Here is a 26276-nt window from a genome sequence, read left to right on the forward strand (position 1 = left end):
GCCGCTAGAGCCGGTCGACGCCCGTCACCGTGACGACGGCTTCGCCGGCCTCATCGGATGCCGCGAGATCGACGGTGGCGGTGATCCCCCAGTCGTGGTCACCGGCGGGGTCGTCGAAGATCTGCCGCGCGGTCCACTGCGTCGCCCCCTCGGTGAGGATGAGCAACGCCGAGCTGCGGGCATCCGGTCCGGTGAGGATCTCGTCGTGCTCGTCGAAATAGGCATCCAGCGCGCTGTTCCACCCGTCGGCACCGAACTCCTGGTCCAGTTCCGCGAGCGTGTCGACGTCCTCGAGTGCCGCGAGCTGCACGCGCCGGAAGAGCTCGTTGCGCACGAGGACCCGGAATGCGCGGACGTTCGAGGTGAGCCGCTTGGGCGCCGGCGGCACGATGGGTTCGTCGTCCGGGCGGTGCATGTCGACGATGCCGTTGTCGGTGCCCGCCCGCAGCTCCTCCCACTCGTCCAGCAGGCTCGAGTCGACCTGTCGCACGAGCTCGCCGAGCCACTCGATGAGGTCGCGCAGGTCGTCGTTGCGCATCTCCTCCGGCGTCGTCTGCGAGGCCGCACGATACGCGTCGGAGAGGTACCGGAGCACGACGCCCTCGGAGCGGGCGATCTTGTAGAACGCGACATATTCCCCGAAGGACATGGCCCGCTCGTACATGTCGCGGACGACCGACTTCGGATGCAACTCGAAGTCCTTGATCCACGGCTGCGCTGCGCTGTACGTCTCGAACGCCTGCGCCAGCAACTCCTCGAGCGGCTTCGGGTAGGTGATCTGCTCCAGCAGCTCCATCCGCTCGTCGTATTCGATGCCGTCCCGCTTCATCTGCGCGACGGCATCCCCTCGCGCGAGGAACTCCTGCTGACTGAGCACCGCACGCGGGTCGTCGAGTGTCGCCTCCACGATGGAGATCATGTCCAGGGCGTAGGTGGGGGCATCCGGATCCAGCAGTTCGAACGCCGCGAGGGCGAACGGAGACAGCGGCTGGTTCAGCGCGAAGTTCGGCTGCAGGTCGACGGTGAGACGGATCTCTGTGCGCCCGCTCACCTCGTCGAAGCGCTGCTCCACGACTCCTGATTCGCGCAGGGTCCGATAGATCCCCAGAGCGCGCAGAGCGAGCATGCGCTGCCGCGCCCGCGGCTCGTGGTTGTCATATACGAGCGCGCGCATATTCCCGAACACGTCCCCGCCGCGGGCGATCACGCCGAGCATCATCGCGCTGGTGATCTGCATGTGCGAGGTCAGCGTCTCCGGCTCCGCGGCCACGAGCTTGCGGAACGACGGCTCGCCCCACGACACGAATCCGTCCGGCGCCTTCTTGCGGATCAGCTTGCGCTTCTTCTTCGGATCGTCGCCGGCCTTGCGGATCGCCGCGGCGTTCTCGGACTCGTGCTCCGGCGCCTGCACGACGACGGTCCCGGCGGTGTCGAATCCGGCGCGGCCTGCGCGGCCGGCGACCTGGTGGAACTCGCGCGCGTTCAGCTGGCGCATGCGCGTGCCGTCGAACTTCGTCAGCGCCGTGAGCAGCACCGTGCGGATCGGCACGTTGATCCCGACGCCGAGGGTGTCCGTGCCGCAGATGACGCGGAGGAGCCCCCGCTGGGCGAGCTGCTCGACCAGCCTCCGGTACTTCGGCAGCATCCCCGCGTGATGCACGCCGATGCCGGCCCGAAGGAACCGCGACAGCGTCTTGCCGAACGCCGTCGTGAACCGGAACTGCGAGATCAGCTCGGCGATCTCGTCGCGCTGCTCGCGGGTGGCGATCTTCGTGCTCGACAGCGCCTGCGCGCGCTCCATCGCGGCCGCCTGCGAGAAGTGCACGACGTAGATCGGCGCCTGCCCCGTGGCGAGGAGCTGCTCGATCGTCTCGTGGATGGGCGTGAGCTCGTAGTAGTGATGCAGCGGGACGGGGCGCTCGACACCGGTGACGGTGGATGTCTCGCGGCCCGTGCGCCGGGTGAGATCCGCGGCGAGCTCGGTGACATCCCCCAGGGTGGCGGACATGAGCACGAACTGCGCCTGCGGGAGCGTCAGCAGCGGCACCTGCCATGCCCACCCGCGGTCGGGGTCCGCGTAGAAGTGGAACTCGTCCATCACGACCTGACCGACGTCCGCCGTCGTACCCTGTCGCAGCGCGATGTTCGCGAGGATCTCGGCGGTGCAGCAGATGATGGGGGCGTCGGCGTTGACGGAGGAGTCCCCCGTGACCATGCCGACCCGCTCAGGACCGAAGATGTCGACGAGCGCGAAGAACTTCTCGCTGACCAGCGCTTTGATGGGGGCGGTGTAGTAGCTGCGCCGTCCGTCCGCCAGTGCGGCGAAGTGGGCACCAACCGCGACGAGGGACTTGCCCGTCCCGGTCGGGGTGGACAGGATGAGGTTCTGTCCCGACACGATCTCGATGATCGCCTCGTCCTGCGCCGGGTACAGCTGGATGCCGGTCGCCTCCGCCCACTCGACGAAGGCGAGGTAGACGGCGTCCGCGTCGGACCCCTCGGGAAGAGTGCCGGGATCGAGAAGCGCAGACATGATCCTTCGATCATCCCTCATGTGCGCGCGGTCGTCGCATCCGCGGCATTGCGCTACCCCTCGCGGCGCCGGACGATCTCCTCGATCCAGATCGGCGCGAACGGGGATGTGCACCCCGGCGCGGTCGGATAGTCGGCCAGCACCTGCAGGTCGTTGCCGATCGCCAGCGCCCGCGCACGGAGCTCGGGGTGGTGGATGCCGATGTTCGCCAGCGTCTCGTTCATGGCCCACTGCGGCCGCGCCGGGGCATCCTTCATGTCCCGCTCGATGAGATCGAGGAGGTGCGAGAGGTCGAGGCCGTCCGGGTTCTTCACCACCCGCTGCGACGTCAGTGACCATGCCGCCGCGTTCACGGTCGGATCGGCGTCGTCGAACCACCGCACGCGCATCTCCTCGGCCCGCGGCGACTTCTTGGCGATGTAGTTGACGAACCAGTCGTTGACCTTGGGCGGCTGCGTCTCGCGCAGCATGGCATCGAGCTCGTCGGCGGTGAACTCCTGCGGTCTGCAGATCAGCAGCGCGAGAAGACGCGGTGCGGTCTCGCCGGTCTCCCACAGCTGTTGCGCCAGGGTGTGATCGGTCTTGATCCGCTTCGCCAGTGCGCGCATCTTCGACAGATTGATGCCGTGGTCATCACCGCGCTTCTCGTTGGCGGCGCGCATCTTCGGGTCCTCCAGCGCTGCGAGCTGCGCGAGCGCATCAGCCAGGGTGGTCGTCGACGTCATCCGTTCAGCGTACGCACGTCGCGGTGTCCGGTCACTCCTCCACGAGCGCGGCGTGGATGCGCCGCAGGTCCTCCATGAGGGATCCGATGAGGATCCAGTGGCCGGATGCCGGTGGCCGCACCTGCAGCGGAGCCGTCAGCGCGGGGATGGCCGAGGTGAGCACCGGCTCAGGGGCGACGTCGGCGATCTCCACCGCCAGCCGCACGTCGTGCCCTGCTCTGCGCAACTGATCGGCGATCGCGTGGACGGTCGGCTCGTCGCACAGTGTGTCGTCGTAGTGGTCGAAGTACGCCCGCGTCATGCCGATCACCTGGGTGACGATCGGAGACAGCATCGTGAGGAGGGCGCGCATCTCGGCGATCTCACCGCGCGCGGCACGGCGCGGGTTGAGCGTCAGCGAGTCCTCGCCGGCACTGACGGATGCCTCGGCGGCCGCCTGCATCGGACGCAGCAGGCGGGCCTCGACCATGAGGCCCTGCAGCTGCGACGGCTCCTGCGTGGCCGGGAGCGCGTCGGCGAGGCGGTCCAGCGTCGCGGCGAGCTCGGCGCCGAGCATCCCGAGGTCTCGCCGAGCGGGGGCCGTGAGCACCGGCGGGACGACGAGCGCGTTGACGACGATGCCGATGGCGGCGCCGATGAGCGTCTCGAGGATCCGGTCGAGCCCGTACGTCGGGCTCGAAGGGCCGAGGGCGAGCACGAGCAGTGCGGAGATCGCGACCTGATTGGTCGTCCCCGGCGACGCGCGGAAGGCCCATGCCACCAGCAGGGCGATCGCGACGGCGACGAGAGCGACCCAGCTGTACGGGCCGAGCAGCAGGCTCAGGCCGACGGCGATCACGACGCCGACGATGACGCCGGTGCTGCGCTCGAGCGCCTTCGAGAAGGTCTGGTTCACGCTCGGCTGCACGACGAGCAGAGCCGCGATCGCGGCGAACACCGGCAACGGTCCGGGGATGAGCCAGCCGGCGATGAGCCAGGCGGCGATCGTCGCGACGGCGGATTTCACGACCTGCAGCAGCGGGATGCGCTTCGCGCTGCGCACAGCCGCCGTCACTCTCATGGGACCACGTTAGACCCGCCAGAGGCGGAGCCCGGGCGGTCGACCCCGTACTGAGGTCACCCTAACCTCGTGTTACATTAGGGCAGGCTTACCAAAGCCTTTCGGTCATCCCGACCCCATCCCGATCACCCCATCCCGAAGGGAACGCCCGTGCGTACCTCCCGACTCCTCGCGCTCGGCGCTGCAGCCGTCCTCACCGTCGGCCTCGCCGCCTGCTCCTCCGCGCCGTCCAGCACCGATGACAGCACGGCCGGCGGCGCCCCGGCATCCGACGGCGCGTTCCCCGTCACGATCGAGCACGTCTACGGCGAGACCACCATCACCGAGAAGCCCGAGCGCGTGGCGACGGTGGCGTGGGCCAATCACGAGGTCCCCCTCGCCCTCGGCGTCGTGCCGGTCGGCATGAGCAAGGCGACCTGGGGCGACGACGACGACAACGGCGTGCTGCCGTGGGTCGAGGACCAGCTCGACGAGCTGGGCGCCGAGACGCCGGTGCTGTTCGACGAGACCGACGGCATCGACTTCGAGGCCGTCGCCGACACGGACCCCGACGTCATCCTCGCCTCCTACTCCGGCATCACGCAGGAGGAGTACGACACGCTCTCCAAGATCGCTCCCGTCGTGGCCTACCCCGAGGTCGCCTGGGGCACCCCCGTCGAGACGATGATCGAGATGAACTCCGCAGCCCTCGGCCTCGCCGACGAGGGGCAGGAGCTGATCGACCAGCTGCACGCCGACACCGAGGCCGCGCTCGACGAGCACGCCGCCCTCAAGGACGCGAAGGTGCTCTTCGCCTACCTCGACCCGAGCGACCTCAGCCAGATCATGTACTACACCCCCGTGGACACCCGTCCCGGATTCCTCACCTCGCTGGGTCTGCCGGAACCCCAGGTGCTCGCCGACACCGAGAGCACCGACTTCTACCTGACCGTGAGCGCGGAGCAGGCCGACGTGTTCGAGGATGTCGACCTCTTCATCACGTACGGCGACGCCTCCCTCATCGAGACGCTGCAGGCCGACCCGCTGCTTTCGAAGATCCCCGCCATCGCCGACGGGCGCATCGCGATCCTCCCCGACGCGACGCCGCTCGCGGCATCCGCCAACCCCTCTCCGCTGTCGATCGGCTGGGGCATCGGCGACTACTTCGCACTGCTCGAGGCTCCGCTGCTCGAGAAGTGACCACCGCAGCCACGACCGTCACGCCGGGCGCCGCGCATCTGCGGCGCCCGGCGTCGGCGCGCACGTCGTGGCTGCTCATCGGGGTCGGGGTCATCCTCGTCCTGTGCGTGCTGTCGGTGTCGTTCGGCGTCAGGGCGGTCTCGATCGCCGACATCGTCGCCGCCCTCGGCGGTCAGGACGAGACCATCGCCCAGGCCGCCATCATCAAGCGCATCCCCCGTACCGTCCTCGCGATCCTCGTCGGCGCCGCCCTCGCCCTCTCCGGTGCGACCATGCAGGCGATCACCCGCAACCCGATCGCGGAGCCGGGGATCCTCGGCATCTCCAACGGCGCATCGCTCGCCGTCGTCATCGGCATCGCCTTCTTCGGCCTCTCCGACGCCTACGGCCAGATGCTGTTCGCGATCTGCGGCGCCGCCGCAGCCGCCGTCTTCGTCTACGCCGTCGGCTCGCTCGGCCGCGGTGGGGCGACGCCGCTGAAGCTCGCGCTCGCGGGAGCCGCCACCACGGCCGCACTCGCCTCGCTCATCAGCGCCATCATGCTGCCGCGGGTCGACCTGCTGCAGACGTTCCAGGCGTGGCAGATCGGCGGGGTCGGTGGTGCCGAGTGGCCGCGCATCGCGATCACCGCACCGGCACTCGCGGTGGGCGCACTCATCTGCGTCGCATGCTCGCGCGGCATGAACTCCCTCGCGCTCGGCGACGACATGGCGGCGGGTCTCGGCGAGAACGTCTTCCGCACCCGGCTCATCTCCGGCGTCGGATCGGTCATCCTCGCGGGGGCGGCGACCGCGATCGCCGGGCCCATCGGGTTCGTCGGCCTCATCGTCCCCCACGTCTGCCGCCTGCTGATCGGCACGGATCACCGGTGGCTGCTGCCGTTCTCCGCCGTGACGGGGGCCGCCCTCCTGCTGGCCGCGGACATCGTCGGCCGCGTCATCTCGCCCGCGCAGGAGGAGATCCAGGTCGGCATCATCACCGCGCTCATCGGGGCGCCGTTCTTCATCTGGATCGTCCGCAGGCAGAAGGTGCGCGAGCTGTGACGATCACGACCAACCGTACGACGGCCGACACCGTCGCCGCAGGGCGCAGGGCGCGCCACCGCCGCCACGCCGTGGCGACGATCGTGCTCGGCGTCGTGCTCGTCGCCCTCGCCGCGGTCGCCCTCATGGTCGGCAACACGTTCTACACGCCGGGCGAGGTCCTCCGCGTGATCCTCGGCGAGACCGTGCCAGGAGCGTCGTTCACCGTCGGCGAGCTGCGCCTGCCGCGGACGGTGCTCGCGATCCTCGCCGGCTTCGCCTTCGGCATCGCCGGCATCTCCTTCCAGACGCTGCTGCGCAACCCGCTCGCCTCTCCCGACATCATCGGCATCACGCAGGGGGCCAGCGCGGCGGCGGTCGTCGCCATCATCGTGCTCGGGCTCAGCGGGCCCGCCGTGTCGCTGTTCGCGGTGTGCGGCGCACTCATCACCGCGATGGCGATCTATCTGCTGTCGAACAAGGGCGGCTTCGCCGGCATCCGTCTGATCCTCATTGGCATCGGCGTCGGCGCGATGCTGCAGAGCGTCGTGGCGTACGTGCTGTCCAGGGCGGCGCAGTGGGACATCCAGACCGCCATGCGCTGGATCGCCGGCAGCCTCAACAACGCGTCGTGGGCCGACATCGCCCCGCTCGCGCTGACGAGCCTCGTCATCCTGCCGTTCCTGTTCGCCCAGGTGAAGGGCCTCGGGATGCTGCAGCTCGGCGACGACTCGGCCACCGGCCTCGGCGTCCGCGTGACGAGGACCAGGGTGATGTTCATCATCGGCGCCGTCGCCCTGCTCGCCGTCGCCACCTCGGCGACGGGGCCCATCGCGTTCGTCGCCTTCATGTCGGGTCCCATCGCCGCCCGCATCACGGGCCGCGGCGCGAGCCTGCTGCTGCCCTCGGCGCTCGTCGGCGCGCTGCTCGTCCTCGGCAGCGACCTCGTCGGACAGTTCCTGTTCGAGGCGCGCTACCCGGTCGGCGTGATCTCCGGCGTGCTCGGTGCCCCGTACCTCATCTACCTGCTCATCCGCACGAACCGTTCTGGGGGGTCGCTGTGACCGACGCGCACACACTGGTGGCCGATGGCGTCACCCTCGGGTACGGCGACCGCATCGTCGTCGAAGGACTCGACCTCTCCATCGCCCCCGGCAGGATCACCTCGATCGTCGGAGCGAACGGATGCGGCAAGTCGACGCTGCTGCGTGCGCTGGCCCGGCTGCTGACGCCGGTGTCCGGTGAGGTGCTCCTGGACGGCGCGTCGGTGCACTCCCGCCCGACGAAGGAGGTCGCCCGCGTGCTGGGCCTTCTCCCGCAGGCGCCGATCGCCCCGGAGGGGATCGCCGTGGCCGACCTCGTCGGCCGGGGGCGGCATCCGCATCAGAAGGTGCTCGCGCGCTGGACGGCGCACGACTACGAGGTCGTCGCCGACGCCCTCGAGGCGACCGGGATCAGCGACCTCGCCGACCGGAGCGTCGACGAACTCTCCGGCGGGCAGCGGCAGCGCGTCTGGATCGCGATGGCGCTCGCGCAGGAGACCGACATCCTTCTGCTCGACGAGCCGACCACGTTCCTCGACGTCGCCCATCAGGTCGAGGTCCTCGATCTGCTCACCGACCTCTCGCACGCCCGCGGCACCACCATCGTGATGGTGCTGCACGACCTCAATCTCGCCGCCAGGTACAGCGACGAGCTCGTGGCCATGCGCCACGGGAAGGTGCACGCCATCGGCGCACCCGAAGAGGTCCTCACGCACACGCTCGTCGAAGAGGTCTTCGGCATGGCGAACCAGATCACCACCGACCCGGTCTCCGGGAAGCCGATGGTGACTCCGATCGGAAGGCATCATGTCCGCTGACACCCGCACCCGCTCCCCGTACATCCTCGCGCGCGCCGAGGTGCGTGCGGTCGACCGGGTGTCGCCGAACTTCGTCCGCATCACCTTCGGCGGCGTCGAGCTGGACGACTTCGGCACGCCGGGGGACACCCAGGACGCGCGCATCAAACTCGCCTTCCCTCCGGCGACGGGCATCCTCCCCGACATCGACCGGGACACCGACGACTGGTGGGGCGCCTACCTCGCCGTCCCGGAGGCCGAGCGCGGCTCCATGCGGACCTACTCCGTCCGCGACCTGCGGGTGACGGATGCCGGCACAGAGGTCGTCGTGGACTTCGTGCTGCACCTGGCTCCAGGGCTCACCGGTCCGGCATCCCTGTGGGCGAGCACGGCGTCCGTCGGGGATGAGCTGTGGATCGTCGGCCCGCGGCGCGGACGCGAGGACCGCAGCGGCATCGAGTACGCGCCGGGCGCCGCGTCCCGCGTGTGCCTCGTCGGTGATGAGACCGCGGCTCCGGCGATCGCCCGCATCCTCGAGGACGCGCCGCGCGACCTGGGCGGGGTGGCCTTCATCGAGGTCCCCGTCGCCGAGGACGTCCTGCCGATCGACGCGCCGGCGGGTGTCGAGGTGCACTGGCTGCCGCGCGGAGGGGCAGCGCACGGCCTCCGGCTGCTCCCCACCGTGCTCGACTACCTCGGCGACACCGGTCACTCCGAGATCACGGTGCAGGATGCCGAGGGCGAGGACCTCGTCTGGGAGACCCCGGTGTACTCGGGCAGCGGCGAGAAGATCGCGCCGTCGGCCGCTCACGCCGACCGTTACTTCTGGATCGCGGGGGAGAGCGGGGTCGTCACGACGCTGCGCCGCCACCTCGTGAAGGACCTCGGCATCGACCGATCGCAGGTCGCGTTCATGGGGTACTGGCGCCGCGGCGTCTCGATGCGCGGCTGACCCGATCAGCGCGGTCCGCGCCGGCGACGTCCGGGCGGCGTGGTTGCATGGGGGCATGGGCATCGAGGAGCGGATGACGCGCGAGACCAGAGCCGTCTGGGCCACGGTGGTCTGCTTCCTCCTCGGCTCCGCAGCGGGGACCCTCGCGCTCTGGGGGAATCCCCGCCCCGTCGCCGGTGGCGGCTCGGTCGGGCTTCCGGCCGGCATTATCGCCGGGGTGATCGCCGCGGCATCCTTCGTCGTGAGCAGCAGGGGGCACCGACGGGACGATCACGCCGAGATGCCCCGATGGCAGGTCCGCGTCTCGACGCTGTCCGCGATCGCCCTCACCGTCGCGTTCGCCGGCGTGACCGCTCTCGGCGTGCTGCTCGCCGGCGAGGTGTTCGGCGCCGGCCTGCAGGGAGCGGAGATCCCACCGCTGGGTGGCGGCATCGTCACCGGAGTCGCGAGCGCCGTCGCCGGTCGCCTCACCTTCAGCGCCGGCATCGACCTGCGCACGTCCGACCTCGCGACGCTCCTGTTCAGTTACCTGCTCATCGGCACGCTGTTCGCCATGCTCACGGCCGCGGACCCGCGGTGGTGGGAGACGAACTTCTCGCAGCTCGGCATCGGTGCCGGGGCATGGGCCTTCAACGGCACCCTGGTCGTCTCCGGAATCCTCGTCGCCACGGTCGGGTCGTACATCGGCCGCGACCTGCACCGCGCCCTCGGCGATCGGGAACTCACCCGGATCGCCCGGGTCGTGGCGCTCTGGGCTTCCGCGGGGATCGCACTCGCCGGCATCGGCGTGGTGTCGCTCGAAGACGCGGTCATCCCGCACAACATCATCGCCTTCGCCGCCCTCGTCCTCTTCGTCGCGGCGGCTGCCGTCACGACCGCCGTCATGCCTGGCCCGCCCCGTCCCCTCGTGATCGCCACCGTCCTCATCGCCGCGGTCCTCGTCATCGCCGTGGTGGCGAGCATCCTCGGTGCGTACTCCGTGACGGTGCTCGAGGCGATCGTCATCGGTCTCGCCCTACTGTGGATGACGACGCTCGTCCGCGTCCTCGCCGTGCTGGCGCCGACGGTGACCAGGCCCTCGCGGCGCGCGACGCTGCTGCCGCGCTGACGCGCGCGGGACGCAGACGCACTGGCCTCCGGCATCCGCCCCTGACAGGATCGAAGGACACGATCTTCGCAGGAAGGGACGACGATGTCCGATCAGGTGTTCATCTTCATCGCATTGGCGCTGTACTTCGCCGCCATGCTGCTCATCGGGTATCTGGCCTTCCGCCGGACGACCGACCACGAGGACTACATGCTCGGCGGGCGCAATCTGCCCTCCTGGGTGGCGGCGCTCAGCGCCGGCGCATCCGACATGTCCGGCTGGCTCGTCATGGGTCTGCCCGGTGCGATCTACCTCTCCGGTCTCATCGAGGCGTGGATCGCCGTCGGGCTGACGATCGGCGCGTACCTCAACTGGTTGCTCGTGGCGCCGCGCCTGCGCGCATACACGCAGGTCTCGCGCAACTCGATCACCGTCCCGAGCTTCTTCGAGAACCGCCTGCGGGACTCCTCCCGCCTCCTCCGGATCCTCGCCGGTGTCGTGATCCTCGTGTTCTTCACGCTCTACATCTCCAGCGGCATGGTCGCCGGAGGCGTGTTCTTCGAGAGCTCGTTCAACTCCGACTACCTGCTCGGCATGGCCCTCGTGGCCGGCGTCACGCTGCTGTACACGCTGTTCGGCGGGTTCCTCGGCGCGTCCTTCACGGATGTCGTGCAGGGGCTGATGATGGTGATCGCGCTCATCGTCGTGCCGGTGGCCGCCGTGATCGCGGTCGGCGGATTCGGCGAGGTGGGCGCCTACGTCGACGAGCTGGCGCCGAACCACCTGTCGCTCACCGGCGGAGCTGCGCTCACCGGCGGCACGGTGCTGGCGATCGTATCCGCGCTCGCGTGGGGCCTCGGGTACTTCGGGCAGCCGCACATCATCGTGCGGTTCATGGCGCTGCGCAGTCCTCGTGAGGCGAAGACCGCGCGTCGCATCGGCATGAGCTGGATGATCATCTCCCTCGTGGGAGCGGTGTTCTCCGGCATCATCGGCATCGCGTACATGGCGTCGAGGGGCATCGACCTGAGCAACCCCGAGACCGTGGTGCTCGTGATGTCGCAGACGCTGCTGCACCCGTTCGTGGCCGGTCTCGTCCTCGCCGCCGTGCTCGCGGCGATCATGAGCACGATCTCCAGTCAGCTCATCGTCGCATCGTCGGCCCTCGTCGAGGACCTGTTCAAGGTTGTGAAGAAGGAGCCGTCGCCGAAGCTGCTCGTCCTCCTCGGGCGTCTGACGGTGCTCGTCGTCGGCATCATCGCGGCACTCCTCGCGATCATCCCGAACGACACGATCCTCGGTCTCGTCTCGTTCGCGTGGGCGGGGTTCGGCGCCGCGTTCGGCCCCATCATCCTGCTGAGCCTGTTCTGGCGGAAGCTCACCAGCTGGGGCGCGCTGGCCGGCATGTTCGTCGGTGCAGCCGGAGTGTTCGTCTGGAAGGCCGTCTGGCCGGAGATGTACGAGCTGCTGCCCGGATTCGTCACGGCCATGATCGTCGCCGTCGTCGTCAGCCTCATCACGCACCGCGAAGGATCTGAGCGGCAGAACGAGATCCTGCAGGAGTTCAGCGACACCGGCACACTCCTCACGGTCAACGGCATCGGGCGCGGCGCGCGCACCGACCGGATGACCCCGTAGCGGACACACGGAAGGGGCGGATGCCGAAGCATCCGCCCCTTCCCGATGTTCACTTTCCGAGGAACTCCGCCAGCGCGGCGTTGACCTCGTCGGCGTGGGTCCACAGCAGCCCGTGCGGAGCGCCGTCGATCTCGACGTAGTCCGCCTCCGGGAAGACCTCGTGGAAGCGGCGCGCCGTGGCGTCGATCGGCAGGATGTTGTCCGCGGTGCCGTGCAGGATGAGGCTCGGCTTGCCGCTGGCGCGGACGGCCTTCACATCTTCACGGAAGTCCTCGATCCATGCCGGGACGACCGCGTAGGCGGCGACGGGGGCGCTGGAGATCGCGACGTTCCAGCTCGCCGTGACGGCCTCCTGGCTGATGCGGGAGCCCAGGGTCTCGTCGAGGTTGTAGAAGTCCTTGTAGAACTGCGTGTACCAGGCGTAGCGGTCGCCCTTCGCCGCGGCGGCGATGCCGTCGAAGACGTCCTGCGGGACGCCGCCGGGGTTGTCGTCGCGTGCCACGAGGAACGGCTCGAGCGAGGCGAGGAAGGCGAGCTTCGCGACACGCTCGTGACCGTAGCGCGACACGTAGCGGGCGAGCTCACCGGTGCCCATCGAGAATCCGACGAGGATGACGTCGCGCAGGTCGAGCGTCTCGAGCACGGTGTTCAGATCGGCCGCGAACGTGTCGTAGTCGTATCCGGCGCCGACCTTCGACGACTGACCGAACCCGCGACGGTCGTACGTGATGACGCGGTAGCCGTTCGCGAGCAGCTCCCTGGTCTGGCGCTCCCAGCTGTGGCCGTTGAGCGGATAGCCGTGGATGAGCACGACCGGCTGCCCGGCACCCTGGTCCTCGTAGTAGAGCTCGACGGGGGTGGTGTTCTCTTCTGCGACGGTGATGTAACCCATGATGACTCCTTGTGATCGTGATGTCCGTTGTGCGGTTGAAAGGGGAGAACGCTCGTTCTCCGTGAATGATTCCAATGTAGAGAACGTTCGTTCTCGTGTCAAGTACTATGGAGACATGAATTCGGAAGAGGCACGGCAGGCGGTCCTCGATGCCGCGGAGGAGCTGTACTACGCCAAGGGATACGCGGCGGTCGGGATGGACGAGCTGCGCTCAGCGGCCGGGGTCTCGCTGAAGCGGCTGTACACGCTCTTCCCGTCCAAGGACGACATCATCCGCGCCGTGCTCGAGCGCAAGCACGAAGAGTGGGAGCGCATGGTCGCCGGCGGCGTCGCCGACGCCGGCGAGGATGTGCGTGCACGCCTGCTGGCGGTCTACCGCGTCCTCGAGCGGTGGTTCGGTGCCGACGACTTCCGCGGCTGCGCCTTCATGAACGCGTTCGGCGAACTGGGGGGCACCTCTCCCGAGATCGCCCGGATCGTGCGGGAGCACAAGGCCTCGTTCCAGGAGTACATGGCGCGTCTGGTGACCGAGGCCGGCGCCCCGGCGTCGCTGGCGGCGCAGCTGTCGATCCTCGCCGAGGGGGCGCAGAGCACGGCCGCGATCTCCGCCGACCCCGCAGCAGCCGCACAGGCCCGCGCTGCGGCCGAGGTCCTCATCGATGCGGCGACCGGCAACCTCGTGGCGAGTCCGGCGCCCGCCTGAGGTGGCTTCGGGCGACCCCGCATAGAGCGGGTGTCGTGCCTTGTCAAGACGACCTGTTCCGCGGGGTGCCGCACGTATGGTCGGGGCATGGAAAAGCAGGACAACGGCATCGCCCGGCAGGTCTCCGTCATCGCCGCGGCGTCCTTCATGCTCATCTCGTCCGTCGCGGTCGGGGGAGCGTTCGGCGGCGAAGGCGTCGCCGATCAGCAGGACGGAGCGCTGACGGATCAGTCGACGTACCTCGCCCCATCAGGGCCGGCGTTCGCGATCTGGTCCGTCATCTACCTCGGGCTCATCGCCTACACGATCTGGCAGGCGCTCCCCGCGCAGCGCCACGACGACCGTCAGCGTGCGACCGGGTGGTGGGTGGCCCTGTCGATGGTGCTCAACGGACTGTGGCTCGTCGCGGCGAGCTTCGGCCCGCTGTGGTCCACGGTGCTCGTGATCGTGCTGCTGCTCATCGTGCTCGCGAGGGTGATCGTGCTCCTCGGCCGGTCATCGGCGCGTGGATGGGTCGAACGCACCGTCGTCGACGGCGCCAACGGCCTGCACTTCGGGTGGGTCACCATCGCCACCGTGGTGAACATCACGGCGCTGCTCACCGACGTCGCGCCGGAGGCGTGGGGGCAGCAGGCTGATCTCTGGGGGATCCTCGTCCTCGCCGCGGTGCTCGTCATCGCGGTGAGCAGTGCGTGGGCGACGGGACGCATCGCGCCGGCTCTCGCGTCGGCGTGGGGACTCGCCTGGGTCGCGATCGGCCGTCTGACCGACGAGCCCCGAAGCACGCCGATCGCCGTGGCGGCCATCATCGTCGCCGTGATCCTGCTGATCGCCGCCGTCATCTCGTCCGTCCGGCGGCTTCGCGGGCGCTCTCACCCGGCCGTGCAGAAGCGCCGCTGACGATCGATTTCAAAAAATTTATATTCGTCTGCATCCAAATGCCGGTGTTCCTCGGAATACACATTCACAGGGCAGCGAAAGGCAGCCCCCGTTCTAGGAGGAATACAGTGCGCAAGCAACTCGCCGCCGGCATCGCCGTCGGAATGATCTCAGCCCTCGGTCTGGTCCTGCCGGCATCCGCCGCCACGTCGGACGACGCCCAACTCTCCGTCCTGCACGGAATCCCTGACACCCCGGTCGACGTGTACGTCGACGGCGAGCTCACGCTCGATGACTTCCAGCCCGGCGACCTCGCCGGACCGCTCGACCTCCCCGCCGGCGACTACGAGGTGGCACTCACCGCACCCGACGCCGCTGACGCCAGCGACCCGATCCTCGGCCCGGCGACGGTCAGCCTCGAAGCCGGCGCGAACTACACCGCCGTCGCGCACCTCACCGAGGCCGGCGAACCGGGTCTCAACGTCTTCACCAACGACACGTCCGCCACAGCAGCCGGTGAGGCCCGCCTGACCGTCCGCCACGTCGCCGCGGCCCCGGCCGTCGACATCCTCGCCGGCGGCTCGCCCGTCGTCGAAGGCCTCGCGAACCCGGACGAGGCGACGCTGGACCTCCCGGCCGGCACCGTCTCGGCCGCCGTCGCACTCGCCGGCACGACCGACCCCGTGCTCGGACCGGTGGATGTCGACCTCGCAGAGGGCACGCTGACCATCGCGTACGCGTGGGGCAGCGCGGAGGACGGCACGCTCGACCTCGCCGTCCAGACGATCGAGGGTCTGCACTCGAACCCCGAGGGCGTTCCCTCCGGTAACGCCGGCTACCTCGCGCAGCGGGATGCCGCAGGAAACATGCTGTACCTCGGTGCAGCTGTCGCAGCCGTCGCAGCCGTCGCCGGCGGCAGCGTCTTCGCCCTGCGTCGCGCAAAGCAGCAGCGCTGATGGACGAGGGCATGTCGCGACACCGGATGGGGGTGCGAGCGGTGGGCGCAGCGCTCGCCTCCATCGGCGTCGCGGCATGCCTCATCGCCTGCTCCCCTGTGGGAGCGGGGGACCGGCAGTCCGCGGAGAGCAGCCCCTCACCCGCGTCGACGCCGTCTCCCGCTCCCACTTCCGATCTGCGGCCGGAGATCCGCTCCAGCGCCATCGGCGCACCGGCCGAGACCGTCCCCCCGCAGGCGCTGAGCATCCCCTCGCTCGGCGTCGACATGGCCGTCACCCCCGTCGGCATCGCGGACGAGGGGCAGATGGAGCTCCCCGAGGACCCGGCGATCGCCGGCTGGTACCGCTTCGGACCGGATGCCGCGAGCGGTGAGGGGAACATCGTCATCGCCGCCCACGTCGATTCAGTGGACTACCCGATCGGCCCGCTCGCCGACCTGCGCGATGCCGCGGCCGGCGAGACCGTCACGGTGACCGGGGCCGACGGCACGGACCGGGGATACGTCATCGAGTCCGTCACCTTCTACGAGAAGACGGCGCTCCCCACGGACGAGATCTTCCGAAGGAGCGGCGACCCGGCACTGATCGTGATCACCTGCGGCGGGCCGTTCGACAGCTCGACCGGGCACTACCGCGACAACGTGGTGGCCGTGGCACGGCCGCAATGACCGAGATGGACGAGGCAAGGGGCGACATGGTGGACGACACCGATGAGGCGGAGGCCGAGGCGCGTCTCAACGAGCGCTTCATCGCCGGAGACGAGACCGCACTCGCGGAGATCTACCGACGGTGGTCACCCGTCGTCTTCACCCTCGCGCTTCGTTCACTGGGTGACCGGGGAGACGCGGAGGATGTGACCCAGCGCACGTTCGTCTCGGTCTGGTCGTCGCGGACCGGGTACGACCCGGCGAAGGCGCGGCTGTCGACGTGGCTCATCACGATCGCCCGCCGCCGCATCGCCGACACGCACGAGGCCCGAAGGAAGGTGCGCGAACTCCAGGAGCAGATGGAGCGCATGACCGACCCGAGTGCGGCGATCGCACCCGGCGTCGATCTCTCCGAGACGCTGCTGGTGGCCAACGAGATGCAGCAGCTGGCCCCGAAGGCCAGGGAGATCATGCGGCTGGCGTTCTACGACGATCTCACCCACGATGAGATCGCACGTCGGTTGGACATGCCGCTGGGAACAGTGAAGAGTCACATCCGACGAAGTCTTTCCCGTATGCGCGCCCGATTGGAGGTCGTCGATGTCGCACATTGACCAGGAAGAGCTGGCACTGGTCGCTCTCGGCGAACCGGTCGGCTCCGCAGCGGCGGAGAAGCACCTGCAGCAGTGCCCGCAGTGCACGCACGAACTGGCAGAGATGACCCATGCGGTCATCGTCGGACGAGCAAGCATGACCGATCACGAGATCGAGGCTCCGCCGGCGCGTGTGTGGACCGGGATCCACGCGCAGCTCGGCCTCGGCGAGGGTCTGCGAACCGATCCGCTCGCGGCATCCGCGCCGCAGGAGGCCGTCGCGTCGGAGCCCGCGTCGAGCCCGCGCCGCGGCGGGGGAAGAAGTCGCGCCCTGTGGACGCTCGCGGCATCCGTCGCCGTCCTGGCCGGGATCGGCGGAGCGATGTGGGCGGGGACGACGGCGAGCCTGGCTCCGGTGTCCGTGGCCAGCGCGACCCTGGACGCCTTCCCGTCCTACCCCGAGGCCGCCGGCGAAGCCGAGGTCGACGAGCAACCCGACGGAACCCGCGAACTGACCGTGACGGTGAACGTGGAGGAGACCGCCGACACGTATCGCGAGGTCTGGCTCATCCGCAACGACGGACAGGCGCTCATCAGCCTCGGCGTCCTCAGCGGCACCTCCGGCACGTTCCGGATCCCCGACGGCGTCGACCTGAACGACTACGACCTGGTGGACATCTCGTTCGAGCCGATCGACGGCGACCCCGCGCACTCGGGGGATTCGATCGTGCGAGGGGCGCTCGATTTCGCATAGGTGCCGCCTCAGACGCCGCCGTCAGAAGCAGACGCCGAAGATAAGGCATCTGCCCGATGTCGTGGGGGTGCCTTAGAGCGGAGTGTGGACTCAGAACATCAGAGGAGTCCAGACATGTACGATCACCCGTCCTACATCTTCGACACCATCAAGGCGGACCAGGAGCGGCTCGACCGCGCCAACGAGCTGCACCGCTCGATCATCGAGCATCCGGAGCGCGTGGTCCCGCGTCCGAGCCGGATCGCCGGAACGCTGCGCGGCTGGTTCCGTGCGGCGAGACGGGATGCCGCGGCCTCAGCGGCCGCGGTGTGCGAGGCCTGCGGCGTGGACGGCGAGGTCGCTGCGCGTCCCGCCCCTGCGCGGTGAACGTCCTCGCGGCCCTCGGTGCCGACCGCGGCGCCGACCGCGGAGCCGACCGCGGAGCCGACCGCGGCGCCGACCCCGATGTCGGTGCCGAGTGGCACCATGGTGAGGTGACCGTTCCCACGGACAACTCCACGATGGTCGGGCGAGATGCGGATCTCGCCGAGCTGCGCGGTGCGTTCGACCGGGCCCTCGCCGGCAGGCCGGGCGCCGTCCTCATCGAGGGGGAGGCGGGGATCGGCAAGACCCGGTTGCTGCGAGAGGCCTGCGCTGAGCTCAGCGCGCGCGCCGACGTGCACATCGGCCGCTGTCTCGACCTCGGCACCGCGCGATCGGCGTACGGTCCGCTCATACCGATCCTTCGTTCGGTCGTCCGGGCGCTGGGGATCGACGAGGCGCGGGCCGCTGTCGGCGTCGGTGCGGAGGCGTTGCGCATGCTCGTCCCCGAACTCGGCGAGGGGGTGGTCGCCCGCGAGAGCACGAGTCCCGATGCGTTGCGGAACGCGGTGGCCGCACTGATCGAGCACGCCGCGGAGCGCTCGCCGCAGGTCCTCGTGATCGAAGACCTGCACTGGGCCGACGATTCGACACTCGTCATGCTCTCCTTCCTCATGCGCACCCTTCAGGAAGGGCGCGTCCTCCTGCTCATGACATGCCGCAGCGACGATGTGCGCCGCGGAGACGCGGCAAGCCGGTTCATCGCCGAGAACACGCGCGCGCGGGTGATGGAGCGGCTCCGCCTGGAGCGGCTGGACGAGTCGGCCACCCGTGATCTCGTCGAGCAGCTCTCCGGCCGTCCCGTGAGCGACGCCGTGCTCGCACGGCTCATGGAGCGCGCCGAGGGTGTGCCGTTCTTCATCGAAGAGGTCGCCTGCTGCGCGGCGGGAAGACTGCCGGACACCCTTCGCGAGATGCTCCTGGTCCGCTTCGACCAGCTCGACGACGACGCCCGCCGCGTCGTGCGCCTCGCCTCCGGTGCCGAGGGGATGCTGTCGCACTCCCTGCTCGCGGAGCTCGCCGACCTGCCGGACGACCGTCTCGATGAGGCGATCCGGGCCGCCGCAGCCGGTGGCATCCTCTCCGTGGACGACGGCCAGTACGGGTTCCGACACGCTCTGCTGCGCGAGGCCGTCCACGACGACCTGCTGCCGGGAGAGCGCGCGAGGCTGCACCGCGCGTACGCCGAGGCGCTCGAGCGCCGCGCCCCCGGAGCCGATCGTTGCGACGGCTCGTCGCTCGCCCACCATTGGAGCCTCGCCCAGGTGCCCGATCGCGCGCTCGTCGCCGCTGTGCAGGCGATGCAGGAGGCCAAGAACCGCTTCGCGTTCGCGACGGCCGCCCGATTCGGTGAGCTCGCGCTCGAACTCTGGGAGCAGGTGCCCGACGCCGAGTCGGTGGCGGGCATGCCGCACATCCGCCTGATGCGTCAGCTGGGGTCGATCCTGCGCAACGCGGGTGAGGCCGAACGAGCCCTTGCGGTCGCCGAACGCGCACTCGCCGAGGTGGATGAGTGCACGGACCCGAGCGACCACGCGCGGTTGCTGCGCGACAGAGGCTTCTACCTGGCGAACCTCGGGCGCGAGGGGGCCGCCGAGCTGTTCCTCGCCGCCCTGGAGATCGTCGACCGCTCCGTCGACGACGACGTGCTGCACGCGACGCTGCTCAATGCGCTCGCCGGGCGGTACATGCTCGGGTCGAAGCCGAGGGAGGCGATCATCACCGCGACGCAGGCGCTGGAGATCGCGACCCGCGCCGGCACGGCGCGGGAGATCTCGGTCGCCCACAATCTGCGCGGCACGTGCCGCATGTACGTCGGTCAATTGGAGGAGGCGTTCGCCGACTTCGGCGAGGCGGCCCGGTTCGCGCCGGGCAGCAACGGCGGCGCCGAGCTGCGCTATCACGTCAACTACTCCGATCTGCTCGGCCTCATCGGCAGGAATCGCGAAGCCGTCGAGGTGGCGGAGGCCGGCATCGCACGTGCGCGAGAGCTCGGCGTCGAGCGCACCGCCGGGGTGCTGATGGTGCAGAACCTCGTCGAGCCGCTGCTCACGCTCGGCGACCTCGAGGCGGCCACGAGGTGGTTGTCCGCCGTGCCCGCCGGACGCCCGCAGGTCGTCAGCGATCAGTACGTCACCATCACCCGCATCCGGGCTCTCGCCTGGCAGGGCGATGTCGACGAGGCGGATCGCCTGCAGGACGAGTGGATGCCGACGCTCCAGCGCACGGGACGGCTCGAACGGCAGGCCTGGTACCGGCTCGTCGAGAACGAGATCGCGCTCGCCGCCGCCCGAGGCGACTGGACGGCCGCGTTGCAGGCCGTGGTCGCGATGACCGAGGACCCCGGATTCGTGCTGCTGCATGCGTATCGGATGCTGCTCGAGGCCGGGTGGGTCGTCGCCGAGGTCCGCGCGTCAGGCGCTTCTGTGGTGCAGGCCGTGGCCGCGATCCGTCGGCTGTGGCTCGAGATCCCCGAGTCCGTGCGCTCCGACGACTGGGCAGGCATCCTCGATGCGCTCCTCGAACCGTCGACCGGGCGGTTGCGTTCGGCCGTCGCTCTCACCGAGCGCCCGGATGTGCCGGCGGTCATGCGCGCTGTCGTCCGTCTCGAACTCGCGCGCGCGCTTCTCGCCGACGGCGCGAGGAATGAGGCACGGACGGCGCTGACAGAGGCCGCGACGGTCGCGCAGGAGATCGGGCACGTGCCACTGCAGCGGCGGATCGCCGACGTCGGCTCGGCCAGCGGCGTGCTGTCAGCAGGCGCCTCGCACGACGAGCTCGAGCTCACCGCTCGTGAGCGCCAGGTGGTCGAGCTCATCGCCGAGGGGCTGAGCAATCGGCAGATCGGCGAGCGGCTCTTCATCAGCGCGAAGACGGCGAGCGTCCACGTCTCGGCCATCCTCCGCAAGCTCGGCGTCTCCTCCCGCACCGAGGCGGCTCTGGTCGCCGCTCGCGCCGTCGGCAGCGACGATCGATCGCTTCAGCGGGGCCATTCCTCGGCGAGCAGGCCGTAGTTCATCCCGTCCATCCACTCGCCCGAGATGTGCAGCCCGGTCTTGCGGCTGAACTCCTCACGCCGCATCCCGAGCTTCTCCATCAGCCGCCACGACGGCTCGTTCGCCGCGAAGCATCCCGCGTTGACACGGCGAAGGCCCAGGGACCCGAAGCAGACTTCGATGGCGGCGCGCACGGCCTCGATCGCATAGCCCTGACCGGTGTACTCCGGGGCGAGCACCCACCCCAGTTCCGCCTCGACGCCTTTGGCCTGCTCGACCATCGCGCTCTGCGCCCAGCCGTCGCCCACCTTCACCATGAGGTCGCCGATGATCTGTCCGTCCGAGAGCCGGATGATGATGAACGTCGTCGCCAGGCGGTCGGGCCGGAGGTAGAGCTCGTCGAACGCCTCCCGCGTGGTCGGCACGGCGCCCAGCCACTCATACACCTCGCGCAGTCGCCGGTAGTCCCACAGTGCCCCGAGATCATCGGGGGTGCACTTGCGGATCTCCAGTCGCTCCGTCCGGATCGGCCACGGGTCGCTGCGGTGCGCGTCGCTCATCGTTCGATTGTAGGAGCGCGTACGGCGACTTCCGCTCGTGACGAACGCACAGCCCGTTCCGATCACGAACCCGTAACGTCGAGAGCATGACGACCATCGAGGTCAGCGAAGAGGCCATCCGTCAGACCCGTGAACTCCGCGACGAGTTCCAGCGTTTCCTCCGGGAGTACGAGTTCGGCATGCGAGAGGTCGAGACGAAGATCTCGATCCTTCGGGACGAGTTCCTCCATGATCACGCCTACAACCCGATCGAGCACGTCAAGAGCCGGTTGAAGACTCCGGACAGCATCGTCGAGAAGATCGCGCGGCGGGGGATCGAGGAGCCGGACTTCGCCCGCATCCGCGAGGAGATCACCGACATCGCCGGTGTCAGGGTGACCTGCAGCTTCGTGACCGACGTCTACCGGCTGTTCGACCTGCTCACGCAGCAGGATGACGTCACGGTCCGCATCGTCAAGGATTACATCGCAGAGCCCAAGGCGAACGGGTACAAGAGTCTGCACGTGATCATCGAGGTGCCGGTGTTCCTGTCGACGGGGCCGATCGCCGTGCCCGTGGAGGTGCAGTTCCGCACGATCGCGATGGACTTCTGGGCGAGCCTCGAGCACAAGATCTACTACAAGTTCTCCCACCAGGTGCCCTCTCACCTCGTGGAGAGCCTCACCGAGGCCGCCGCCGCGGCATCCGAGCTGGACGAGCGCATGGAACGCCTGCACCGCGAGGCGCACGGCACCCCGAACGGCGAGTTGCCCACCCCGCCGCGCGTCGTCGAAGTGTGATCCGGGCGACCGTCGCCGGCCGTCGCCGTTCATAACTCCGGAGATCTTTCGCAGAACGCTGTCGTCTCGGCGGAGCGGCGGCCGCTGAGGCCGGATTGTCCGGAGTTGTGCCCGGCCGGCGACGCCGCGGCTGCGGCGCGGCTACTCGCGGCTGGGGCCGGAACTGCCCGGCTCAGCCGAGGAACTCCCGCACGGCGGTCGCCATCGCGGTCACGCCGACCTCGATGGTCGGGTGGGGGACCGGCGCGAAGTAGGCGGAGTGGTTGGTGGGAATGGTGCTCGCGACCGTTCCAGCGGCCTCGGCCGCGGCGTAGACGGCAGGATCGACCCCACCGAAGAACCAGAACACCAGCGGCGCGCCGGAGTCCCTGGCGAACCAGGACACGTCCTCGCTGCCGGTGAACATGCCGGGGTCGACGACGGCTCCCTCCCCGAGCGTGCGGCGCAGTGCCGCGACGACGCGGGCGGTGGCCGCCGCGTCGTTGATGGTCGGGGGGAGGGTGTGCTCGGTGTGGAACTCGGGCTCGCGCTCCGCCCCCGACGCAACTGCCTCGGCGCGCACGATCCGCTCCACGCTCGCCAGCACCTTCGCGCGTGCGGCGTCATCCGGGTAGCGCAGGCTCAGCTCGAGCTTCGCGACGGCAGGGATGATGTTGCTTTTGGTCCCCGCATGGATCGAGCCGACCGTGACCACTCCGACCTCCCGGGGGTCGAGCTCGCGGGAGGCGATGGTCTGCAGTCGCATCACGGTCGCGGCCGCCATCACGACGGGGTCGATGGTGGTGTGCGGGCGGGAGCCGTGCCCTCCGCGGCCGTGCATGGTGACGGTGATGCCGTCGGCCGCGGCCATCTGCGGGCCTGGACGAACGCCGATCACTCCGGCCGGCAGTGGGGTGACGTGCTGACCGAGGACCACGTCGGGCTTCGGGTAGCGATCGAGGAGGCCGGCATCCAGCATCGCCCTGGAGCCGGCGCCGTACTCCTCCGCCGGCTGGATGAGGACCACGAGCGTCCCCGACCATTCGGCGCGCTCGGCGACGAGCCGCTCGACCGCGCCGATCATCGCGGTCACGTGCATGTCGTGACCGCAGGCGTGCATGATGGGCACCGTGTTGCCGGCCGGATCGACACCCGTCGCCGTGCTCGCGTAGGGGAGCCCGCTGAGCTCCTCGACGGGCAGCGCGTCCATGTCGGCGCGAGCCCAGACCACCGGCCCTTCGCCATTGCGGAGCACGCCGACGACGCCCGTGACCCCGACTTCCTCTTCGACCTCGAGGCCGAGATCGCGCAGGTGCTGCGCCGCGATGCCGGCCGTCCTGGTCTCCTGGAACGACAGTTCCGGATGCCGGTGCAGGTCGATGTACAGCGCTTCGAGGTCGATCGTCATGGCCTCGAGCCTAGCCGCGGGGCGTCGGGAGCCGACTCAGTCGTGTCCGGCGTAGGAGGAGAGCTCAGGACCCGGATGCAGCACACCGTTCACGATCGCGCGGATGGCGAATTCGGTCGTCGGGCCGAGCTCGACGACGTCCGGATGCAGCAGCCACTGCAGTTGCAGGCCGTCCATGACGGCGAGGATCGCGGCGGATGCGGCGGCCACCCTCTCCGGATCGGTCACCCCCTCGTCGGCGCAGAGCCGGCCGAAGGCATCCGTGATCTCCCGCCGAAGCGTCGTGTAGCGCTCCTCGAAGAATCCGCGTGCAGGGTGACCGTCGGTGATCGACTCCGCAGACAGCACCGTGTACGACTGCACGATCCCCGGGCGCTGTGCGTTCACGAACGCAGTGCGGACGAGGTGCAGGAACAGGTCGGCGCCGCCGGGGATGTGCTTGTCGTCGAGTTCTGCGACGTCGGCCTGGTCCCGGTACGCGAGCACCGCGAGCAGCAGGTTCTGCTTCGACCCGAAATGATGCAGCACGCCGGCGTGCGTCATGCCGACGCGCTCGGCGACATCCGCGAGCGTGCCGTTGGTCGATCCCTTGTTGCCGAAGATCTCGACGGCGGCCTTGACGATGTCGGCGCGCTTCTGCCGGGTGGCCGGTCGCGTCGCAATGCGCGTGGAACCGTTCGCTTCAGTGGCCACAGCATCCCCTTTCACTCGTGAGTGTAACGGTCCGATCTCTGGTGCTTGCACGCTTACTTACTTGTCGGTAACCTCACCCTCAGTTTACTTTCTCACGAGTAAGCGATGTACGACAGGGCACTCCCGCCCCGCACAAAGACCGTGTCCAAGGAGAAGAAGCAATGAAGCTCAGCAGATCTCTGATCGCGATCAGCGCGATCACCGCCCTCGGTGTCGGCGCGCTCGCCGGGTGCTCGTCGTCGGAGTCCTCCGCCGACGGCGGCTCCGGCTCATCCGGCGCCGCACTCACGATCGCCAAGCCGGACGGCGCGATCACCACCGAGTCCCACAACCCCTTCCTCGGCGACTCCTCCGCATCGAAGTACGGCTACGCGAAGGTGATCTTCGAGCCGCTCGCCCTCGTCAACCCCACGGGCGACCTCGGCACGACACCCTGGCTCGCCGAATCCGTCGAATGGAACGACGACTACACAGAGCTCACCGTGGTTCCCCGCAGCGGAGTGAACTGGAGCGACGGCGAACCGTTCACCGGCGACGACATCGTCTTCACGTTCGACCAGTACCTCGACGGAAGACTCGCCGACTCCTCTGGTCTGAACTACCAGGGCGCGACGGTCGACGGCGACCGCATCACGCTCACGTTCGGCGATTCGAAGTTCACTGCGCAGTCCCGCGTGCTGCACACCCCGATCGTCCCCCAGCACATCTGGGAGGACATCGAGGACCCCAACACCGACCCGCTCACCGCGGACGGCCTCGCCGTCGGCACGGGGCCCTACGTGCTCTCCAGCTGGACCACCGAGTCGGTCACCCTCGCCGCGAACGAGGACTACTGGGGCGGGGAGCTCGCCGTCCCCGAGCTGCACTACGTCTCGTACGGCGACAACGCCGCCCTCACCACCGCACTGGCCTCCGGCGAGGCCGACTGGGCGCAGGCGTTCCTGCCGCAGATCGAGGACAGCTATCTGTCCGTCGATCCGGACAACCAGTTCCTCGTCTCGCCGACGGCGGGCGCCGGAACCCTGTTCTTCAACCTGCAGACCAAGCCCTTCGACGACCCGGCGCTGCGCGAGGCGCTCGCGTGGACGATCGACCGCGACGCGTACGTCGACATCGCGAGGGAAGGCGCGAGCGAGGCGGTGTGGAACGTCACGGGACTCGGATCGGTGCTCGCGGACGAGATCGTCCCCGAGTATCAGGATGCCGAGTACTCCGTCGACGTCGATCGCGCCAGGCAGATCCTCACAGACGCGGGCTACACGTGGAAGGGCGACGCTCTCATCGACCCCGACGGCGAAGCGGTCTCCTTCTCCATCTCCGTCCCCTCCGGGTGGAGCGACTGGAACACCGAGCAGGCCCTCATCGCCGAGGAGCTCGACGAGGCCCTCGGCATCGAGGTCAAGGTCGACCAGCCCGACTGGGGCGGCTGGGATGCCGCGCGCCAGGAGGGCACCTTCCAGGCGATCATCCACTGGCTCGAGGACACCGGGAACGTGTACGGCCTGTACACCTCGACGATGGACCCGAAGTGGATCGTCGACGACAAGGCCCAGTTCAACTTCGGCCGCTTCGATGACCCGGCCGTCACCGAGGCACTGAACACGTACGCCAACGCCTCGTCCGACGAGGAGCGCGCCGAGGCATCCGCCGTGCTGCAGACGGCGTTCGCCGAGAACGTCCCGGCCATCCCGCTGGGCGCGCACCCGCTCCTCGGGGAGTACAACACCCGCAACTACGTCGGCTGGCCCACCGAGGACGACCAGTACGCCTCCGCCGACCCGACGCAGCCGGCGATCGTCCAGATCCTGACGAACCTCGAGGCCAAGTAGGGCGGATGCCGAGCGGGGCGACGTCTCGACTCGTCGCTCCGCTCCTCGCTCGACGCGTTTCGTCTCGCTGCGCTCGCTCAACGACCCGCGCGGGAGGCCGCCGGTCGCTCGACGCCCCTTACGGAGGTCTCCGCGGGTCGTTGAGCGGAGGCCGAAGGCCGCAGACGAAACGGGTTGAGCGCGCAGCGAGTCGAAACCGCCGCCTGCCCAGA

24 protein-coding genes are annotated in these 26276 nt (G+C 69.3%); 17 read left to right on the forward strand and 7 right to left on the reverse strand.

Annotated features, from left to right (window positions below; translation table 11 throughout):
- Positions 1 to 4: 4 nt before the first annotated feature.
- The 3 genes from HD600_RS07190 to HD600_RS07200 are packed head-to-tail and all read right to left on the reverse strand — an operon-like array spanning position 5 to position 4318.
- Positions 5 to 2533 (reverse strand): DEAD/DEAH box helicase, encoded by a 2529-nt coding sequence (locus HD600_RS07190; protein WP_184282593.1) that lies wholly within the window; start codon positions 2531 to 2533, stop codon positions 5 to 7.
- Between the two features lie 53 nt (positions 2534 to 2586).
- Positions 2587 to 3258, reverse strand: a complete 672-nt coding sequence (locus tag HD600_RS07195) for a DNA alkylation repair protein (protein ID WP_184282596.1) — start codon at positions 3256 to 3258, stop codon at positions 2587 to 2589.
- Between the two features lie 31 nt (positions 3259 to 3289).
- Positions 3290 to 4318, reverse strand: coding sequence for an FUSC family protein (locus HD600_RS07200; protein WP_184282598.1), 1029 nt, complete (start codon positions 4316 to 4318; stop codon positions 3290 to 3292).
- Between the two features lie 150 nt (positions 4319 to 4468).
- On the opposite strand from HD600_RS07200, the gene HD600_RS07205 reads away from it, so the two are divergent.
- The 7 genes from HD600_RS07205 (at position 4469) to putP (ending at position 12036) form a co-directional block, all read left to right on the forward strand.
- Positions 4469 to 5497, forward strand: coding sequence for an ABC transporter substrate-binding protein (locus tag HD600_RS07205; RefSeq protein WP_184282600.1), 1029 nt, complete (start codon positions 4469 to 4471; stop codon positions 5495 to 5497).
- Positions 5494 to 6540: an iron chelate uptake ABC transporter family permease subunit gene (locus HD600_RS07210; RefSeq protein ID WP_184282601.1), complete on the forward strand. Its 1047-nt coding sequence runs from the start codon at positions 5494 to 5496 to the stop codon at positions 6538 to 6540. Before HD600_RS07205 ends, HD600_RS07210 begins: the two co-directional genes overlap by 4 nt.
- The gene (locus HD600_RS07215; RefSeq protein WP_144794343.1) at positions 6537 to 7583 is read left to right on the forward strand and encodes a FecCD family ABC transporter permease; all 1047 of its coding nucleotides are present in this window, start codon (positions 6537 to 6539) and stop codon (positions 7581 to 7583) included. Before HD600_RS07210 ends, HD600_RS07215 begins: the two co-directional genes overlap by 4 nt.
- Positions 7580 to 8380, forward strand: coding sequence for an ABC transporter ATP-binding protein (locus HD600_RS07220; protein WP_144794346.1), 801 nt, complete (start codon positions 7580 to 7582; stop codon positions 8378 to 8380). Before HD600_RS07215 ends, HD600_RS07220 begins: the two co-directional genes overlap by 4 nt.
- Positions 8370 to 9311, forward strand: a complete 942-nt coding sequence (locus HD600_RS07225) for a siderophore-interacting protein (protein ID WP_184282603.1) — start codon at positions 8370 to 8372, stop codon at positions 9309 to 9311. Before HD600_RS07220 ends, HD600_RS07225 begins: the two co-directional genes overlap by 11 nt.
- Positions 9312 to 9366: 55 nt before the next feature.
- Positions 9367 to 10419 carry a DUF998 domain-containing protein gene (locus HD600_RS07230; RefSeq protein WP_241731640.1) on the forward strand — a complete coding sequence of 351 codons (1053 nt, stop codon included), beginning with the start codon at positions 9367 to 9369 and terminating at the stop codon, positions 10417 to 10419.
- 84 nt (positions 10420 to 10503) lie between these two features.
- Complete coding sequence (gene putP, locus HD600_RS07235) at positions 10504 to 12036, forward strand: sodium/proline symporter PutP (protein WP_144794352.1); 1533 nt, start codon at positions 10504 to 10506, stop codon at positions 12034 to 12036.
- 49 nt (positions 12037 to 12085) lie between these two features.
- Here the strand turns inward: putP and HD600_RS07240 are convergent, their stop codons facing one another.
- On the reverse strand, positions 12086 to 12928 hold the full coding sequence (locus HD600_RS07240; protein ID WP_144794353.1) for an alpha/beta fold hydrolase: 843 nt from the start codon (positions 12926 to 12928) through the stop codon (positions 12086 to 12088).
- 115 nt (positions 12929 to 13043) lie between these two features.
- Between HD600_RS07240 and HD600_RS07245 the strand changes: the two genes are divergently transcribed.
- From HD600_RS07245 to HD600_RS07280, 8 genes are all read left to right on the forward strand, one after another.
- Positions 13044 to 13631 carry a TetR/AcrR family transcriptional regulator gene (locus HD600_RS07245; protein WP_184282605.1) on the forward strand — a complete coding sequence of 196 codons (588 nt, stop codon included), beginning with the start codon at positions 13044 to 13046 and terminating at the stop codon, positions 13629 to 13631.
- 87 nt (positions 13632 to 13718) lie between these two features.
- On the forward strand, positions 13719 to 14531 hold the full coding sequence (locus HD600_RS07250; protein ID WP_184282607.1) for a tryptophan-rich sensory protein: 813 nt from the start codon (positions 13719 to 13721) through the stop codon (positions 14529 to 14531).
- A gap of 107 nt (positions 14532 to 14638) precedes the next feature.
- Positions 14639 to 15466: a DUF4397 domain-containing protein gene (locus HD600_RS07255; RefSeq protein WP_144794362.1), complete on the forward strand. Its 828-nt coding sequence runs from the start codon at positions 14639 to 14641 to the stop codon at positions 15464 to 15466.
- Entirely contained in the window at positions 15466 to 16134 is a 669-nt protein-coding gene (locus HD600_RS07260; RefSeq protein ID WP_241731641.1) for a class F sortase, read from the forward strand. The genes HD600_RS07255 and HD600_RS07260 overlap by 1 nt, the downstream gene beginning before the upstream one ends.
- On the forward strand, positions 16131 to 16727 hold the full coding sequence (locus HD600_RS07265; protein WP_241731642.1) for an RNA polymerase sigma factor: 597 nt from the start codon (positions 16131 to 16133) through the stop codon (positions 16725 to 16727). The genes HD600_RS07260 and HD600_RS07265 overlap by 4 nt, the downstream gene beginning before the upstream one ends.
- Positions 16714 to 17460, forward strand: a complete 747-nt coding sequence (locus HD600_RS07270) for an anti-sigma factor (RefSeq protein WP_184282609.1) — start codon at positions 16714 to 16716, stop codon at positions 17458 to 17460. The genes HD600_RS07265 and HD600_RS07270 overlap by 14 nt, the downstream gene beginning before the upstream one ends.
- Before the next feature lie 114 nt (positions 17461 to 17574).
- Positions 17575 to 17826 carry a hypothetical protein gene (locus HD600_RS07275; protein ID WP_184282611.1) on the forward strand — a complete coding sequence of 84 codons (252 nt, stop codon included), beginning with the start codon at positions 17575 to 17577 and terminating at the stop codon, positions 17824 to 17826.
- Positions 17823 to 20834: an AAA family ATPase gene (locus HD600_RS07280; protein ID WP_184282613.1), complete on the forward strand. Its 3012-nt coding sequence runs from the start codon at positions 17823 to 17825 to the stop codon at positions 20832 to 20834. Before HD600_RS07275 ends, HD600_RS07280 begins: the two co-directional genes overlap by 4 nt.
- On the opposite strand, the gene HD600_RS07285 is transcribed toward HD600_RS07280, so the two are convergent.
- Positions 20801 to 21376 carry a GNAT family N-acetyltransferase gene (locus tag HD600_RS07285; RefSeq protein WP_184282614.1) on the reverse strand — a complete coding sequence of 192 codons (576 nt, stop codon included), beginning with the start codon at positions 21374 to 21376 and terminating at the stop codon, positions 20801 to 20803. The genes HD600_RS07280 and HD600_RS07285 overlap by 34 nt on opposite strands.
- Positions 21377 to 21462: 86 nt before the next feature.
- Between HD600_RS07285 and HD600_RS07290 the strand changes: the two genes are divergently transcribed.
- Positions 21463 to 22155: a GTP pyrophosphokinase gene (locus HD600_RS07290; RefSeq protein ID WP_184282616.1), complete on the forward strand. Its 693-nt coding sequence runs from the start codon at positions 21463 to 21465 to the stop codon at positions 22153 to 22155.
- A gap of 172 nt (positions 22156 to 22327) precedes the next feature.
- Here HD600_RS07290 and HD600_RS07295 read toward each other — a convergent pair whose 3' ends face one another.
- On the reverse strand, positions 22328 to 23542 hold the full coding sequence (locus tag HD600_RS07295) for an amidohydrolase (protein ID WP_184282619.1): 1215 nt from the start codon (positions 23540 to 23542) through the stop codon (positions 22328 to 22330).
- Positions 23543 to 23578: 36 nt separating this feature from the next.
- Positions 23579 to 24235, reverse strand: coding sequence for a TetR/AcrR family transcriptional regulator (locus tag HD600_RS07300; protein WP_338402175.1), 657 nt, complete (start codon positions 24233 to 24235; stop codon positions 23579 to 23581).
- A gap of 161 nt (positions 24236 to 24396) precedes the next feature.
- Here HD600_RS07300 and HD600_RS07305 point away from each other — a divergent pair, with 161 nt between their 5' ends.
- Entirely contained in the window at positions 24397 to 26064 is a 1668-nt protein-coding gene (locus tag HD600_RS07305; protein WP_184282621.1) for an ABC transporter substrate-binding protein, read from the forward strand.
- Positions 26065 to 26276: the final 212 nt, after the last annotated feature.

Origin of the sequence: Microbacterium ginsengiterrae, from assembly GCF_014205075.1 — a bacterium.
GTDB classification, from domain to species: Bacteria; Actinomycetota; Actinomycetes; order Actinomycetales; family Microbacteriaceae; genus Microbacterium; species Microbacterium ginsengiterrae.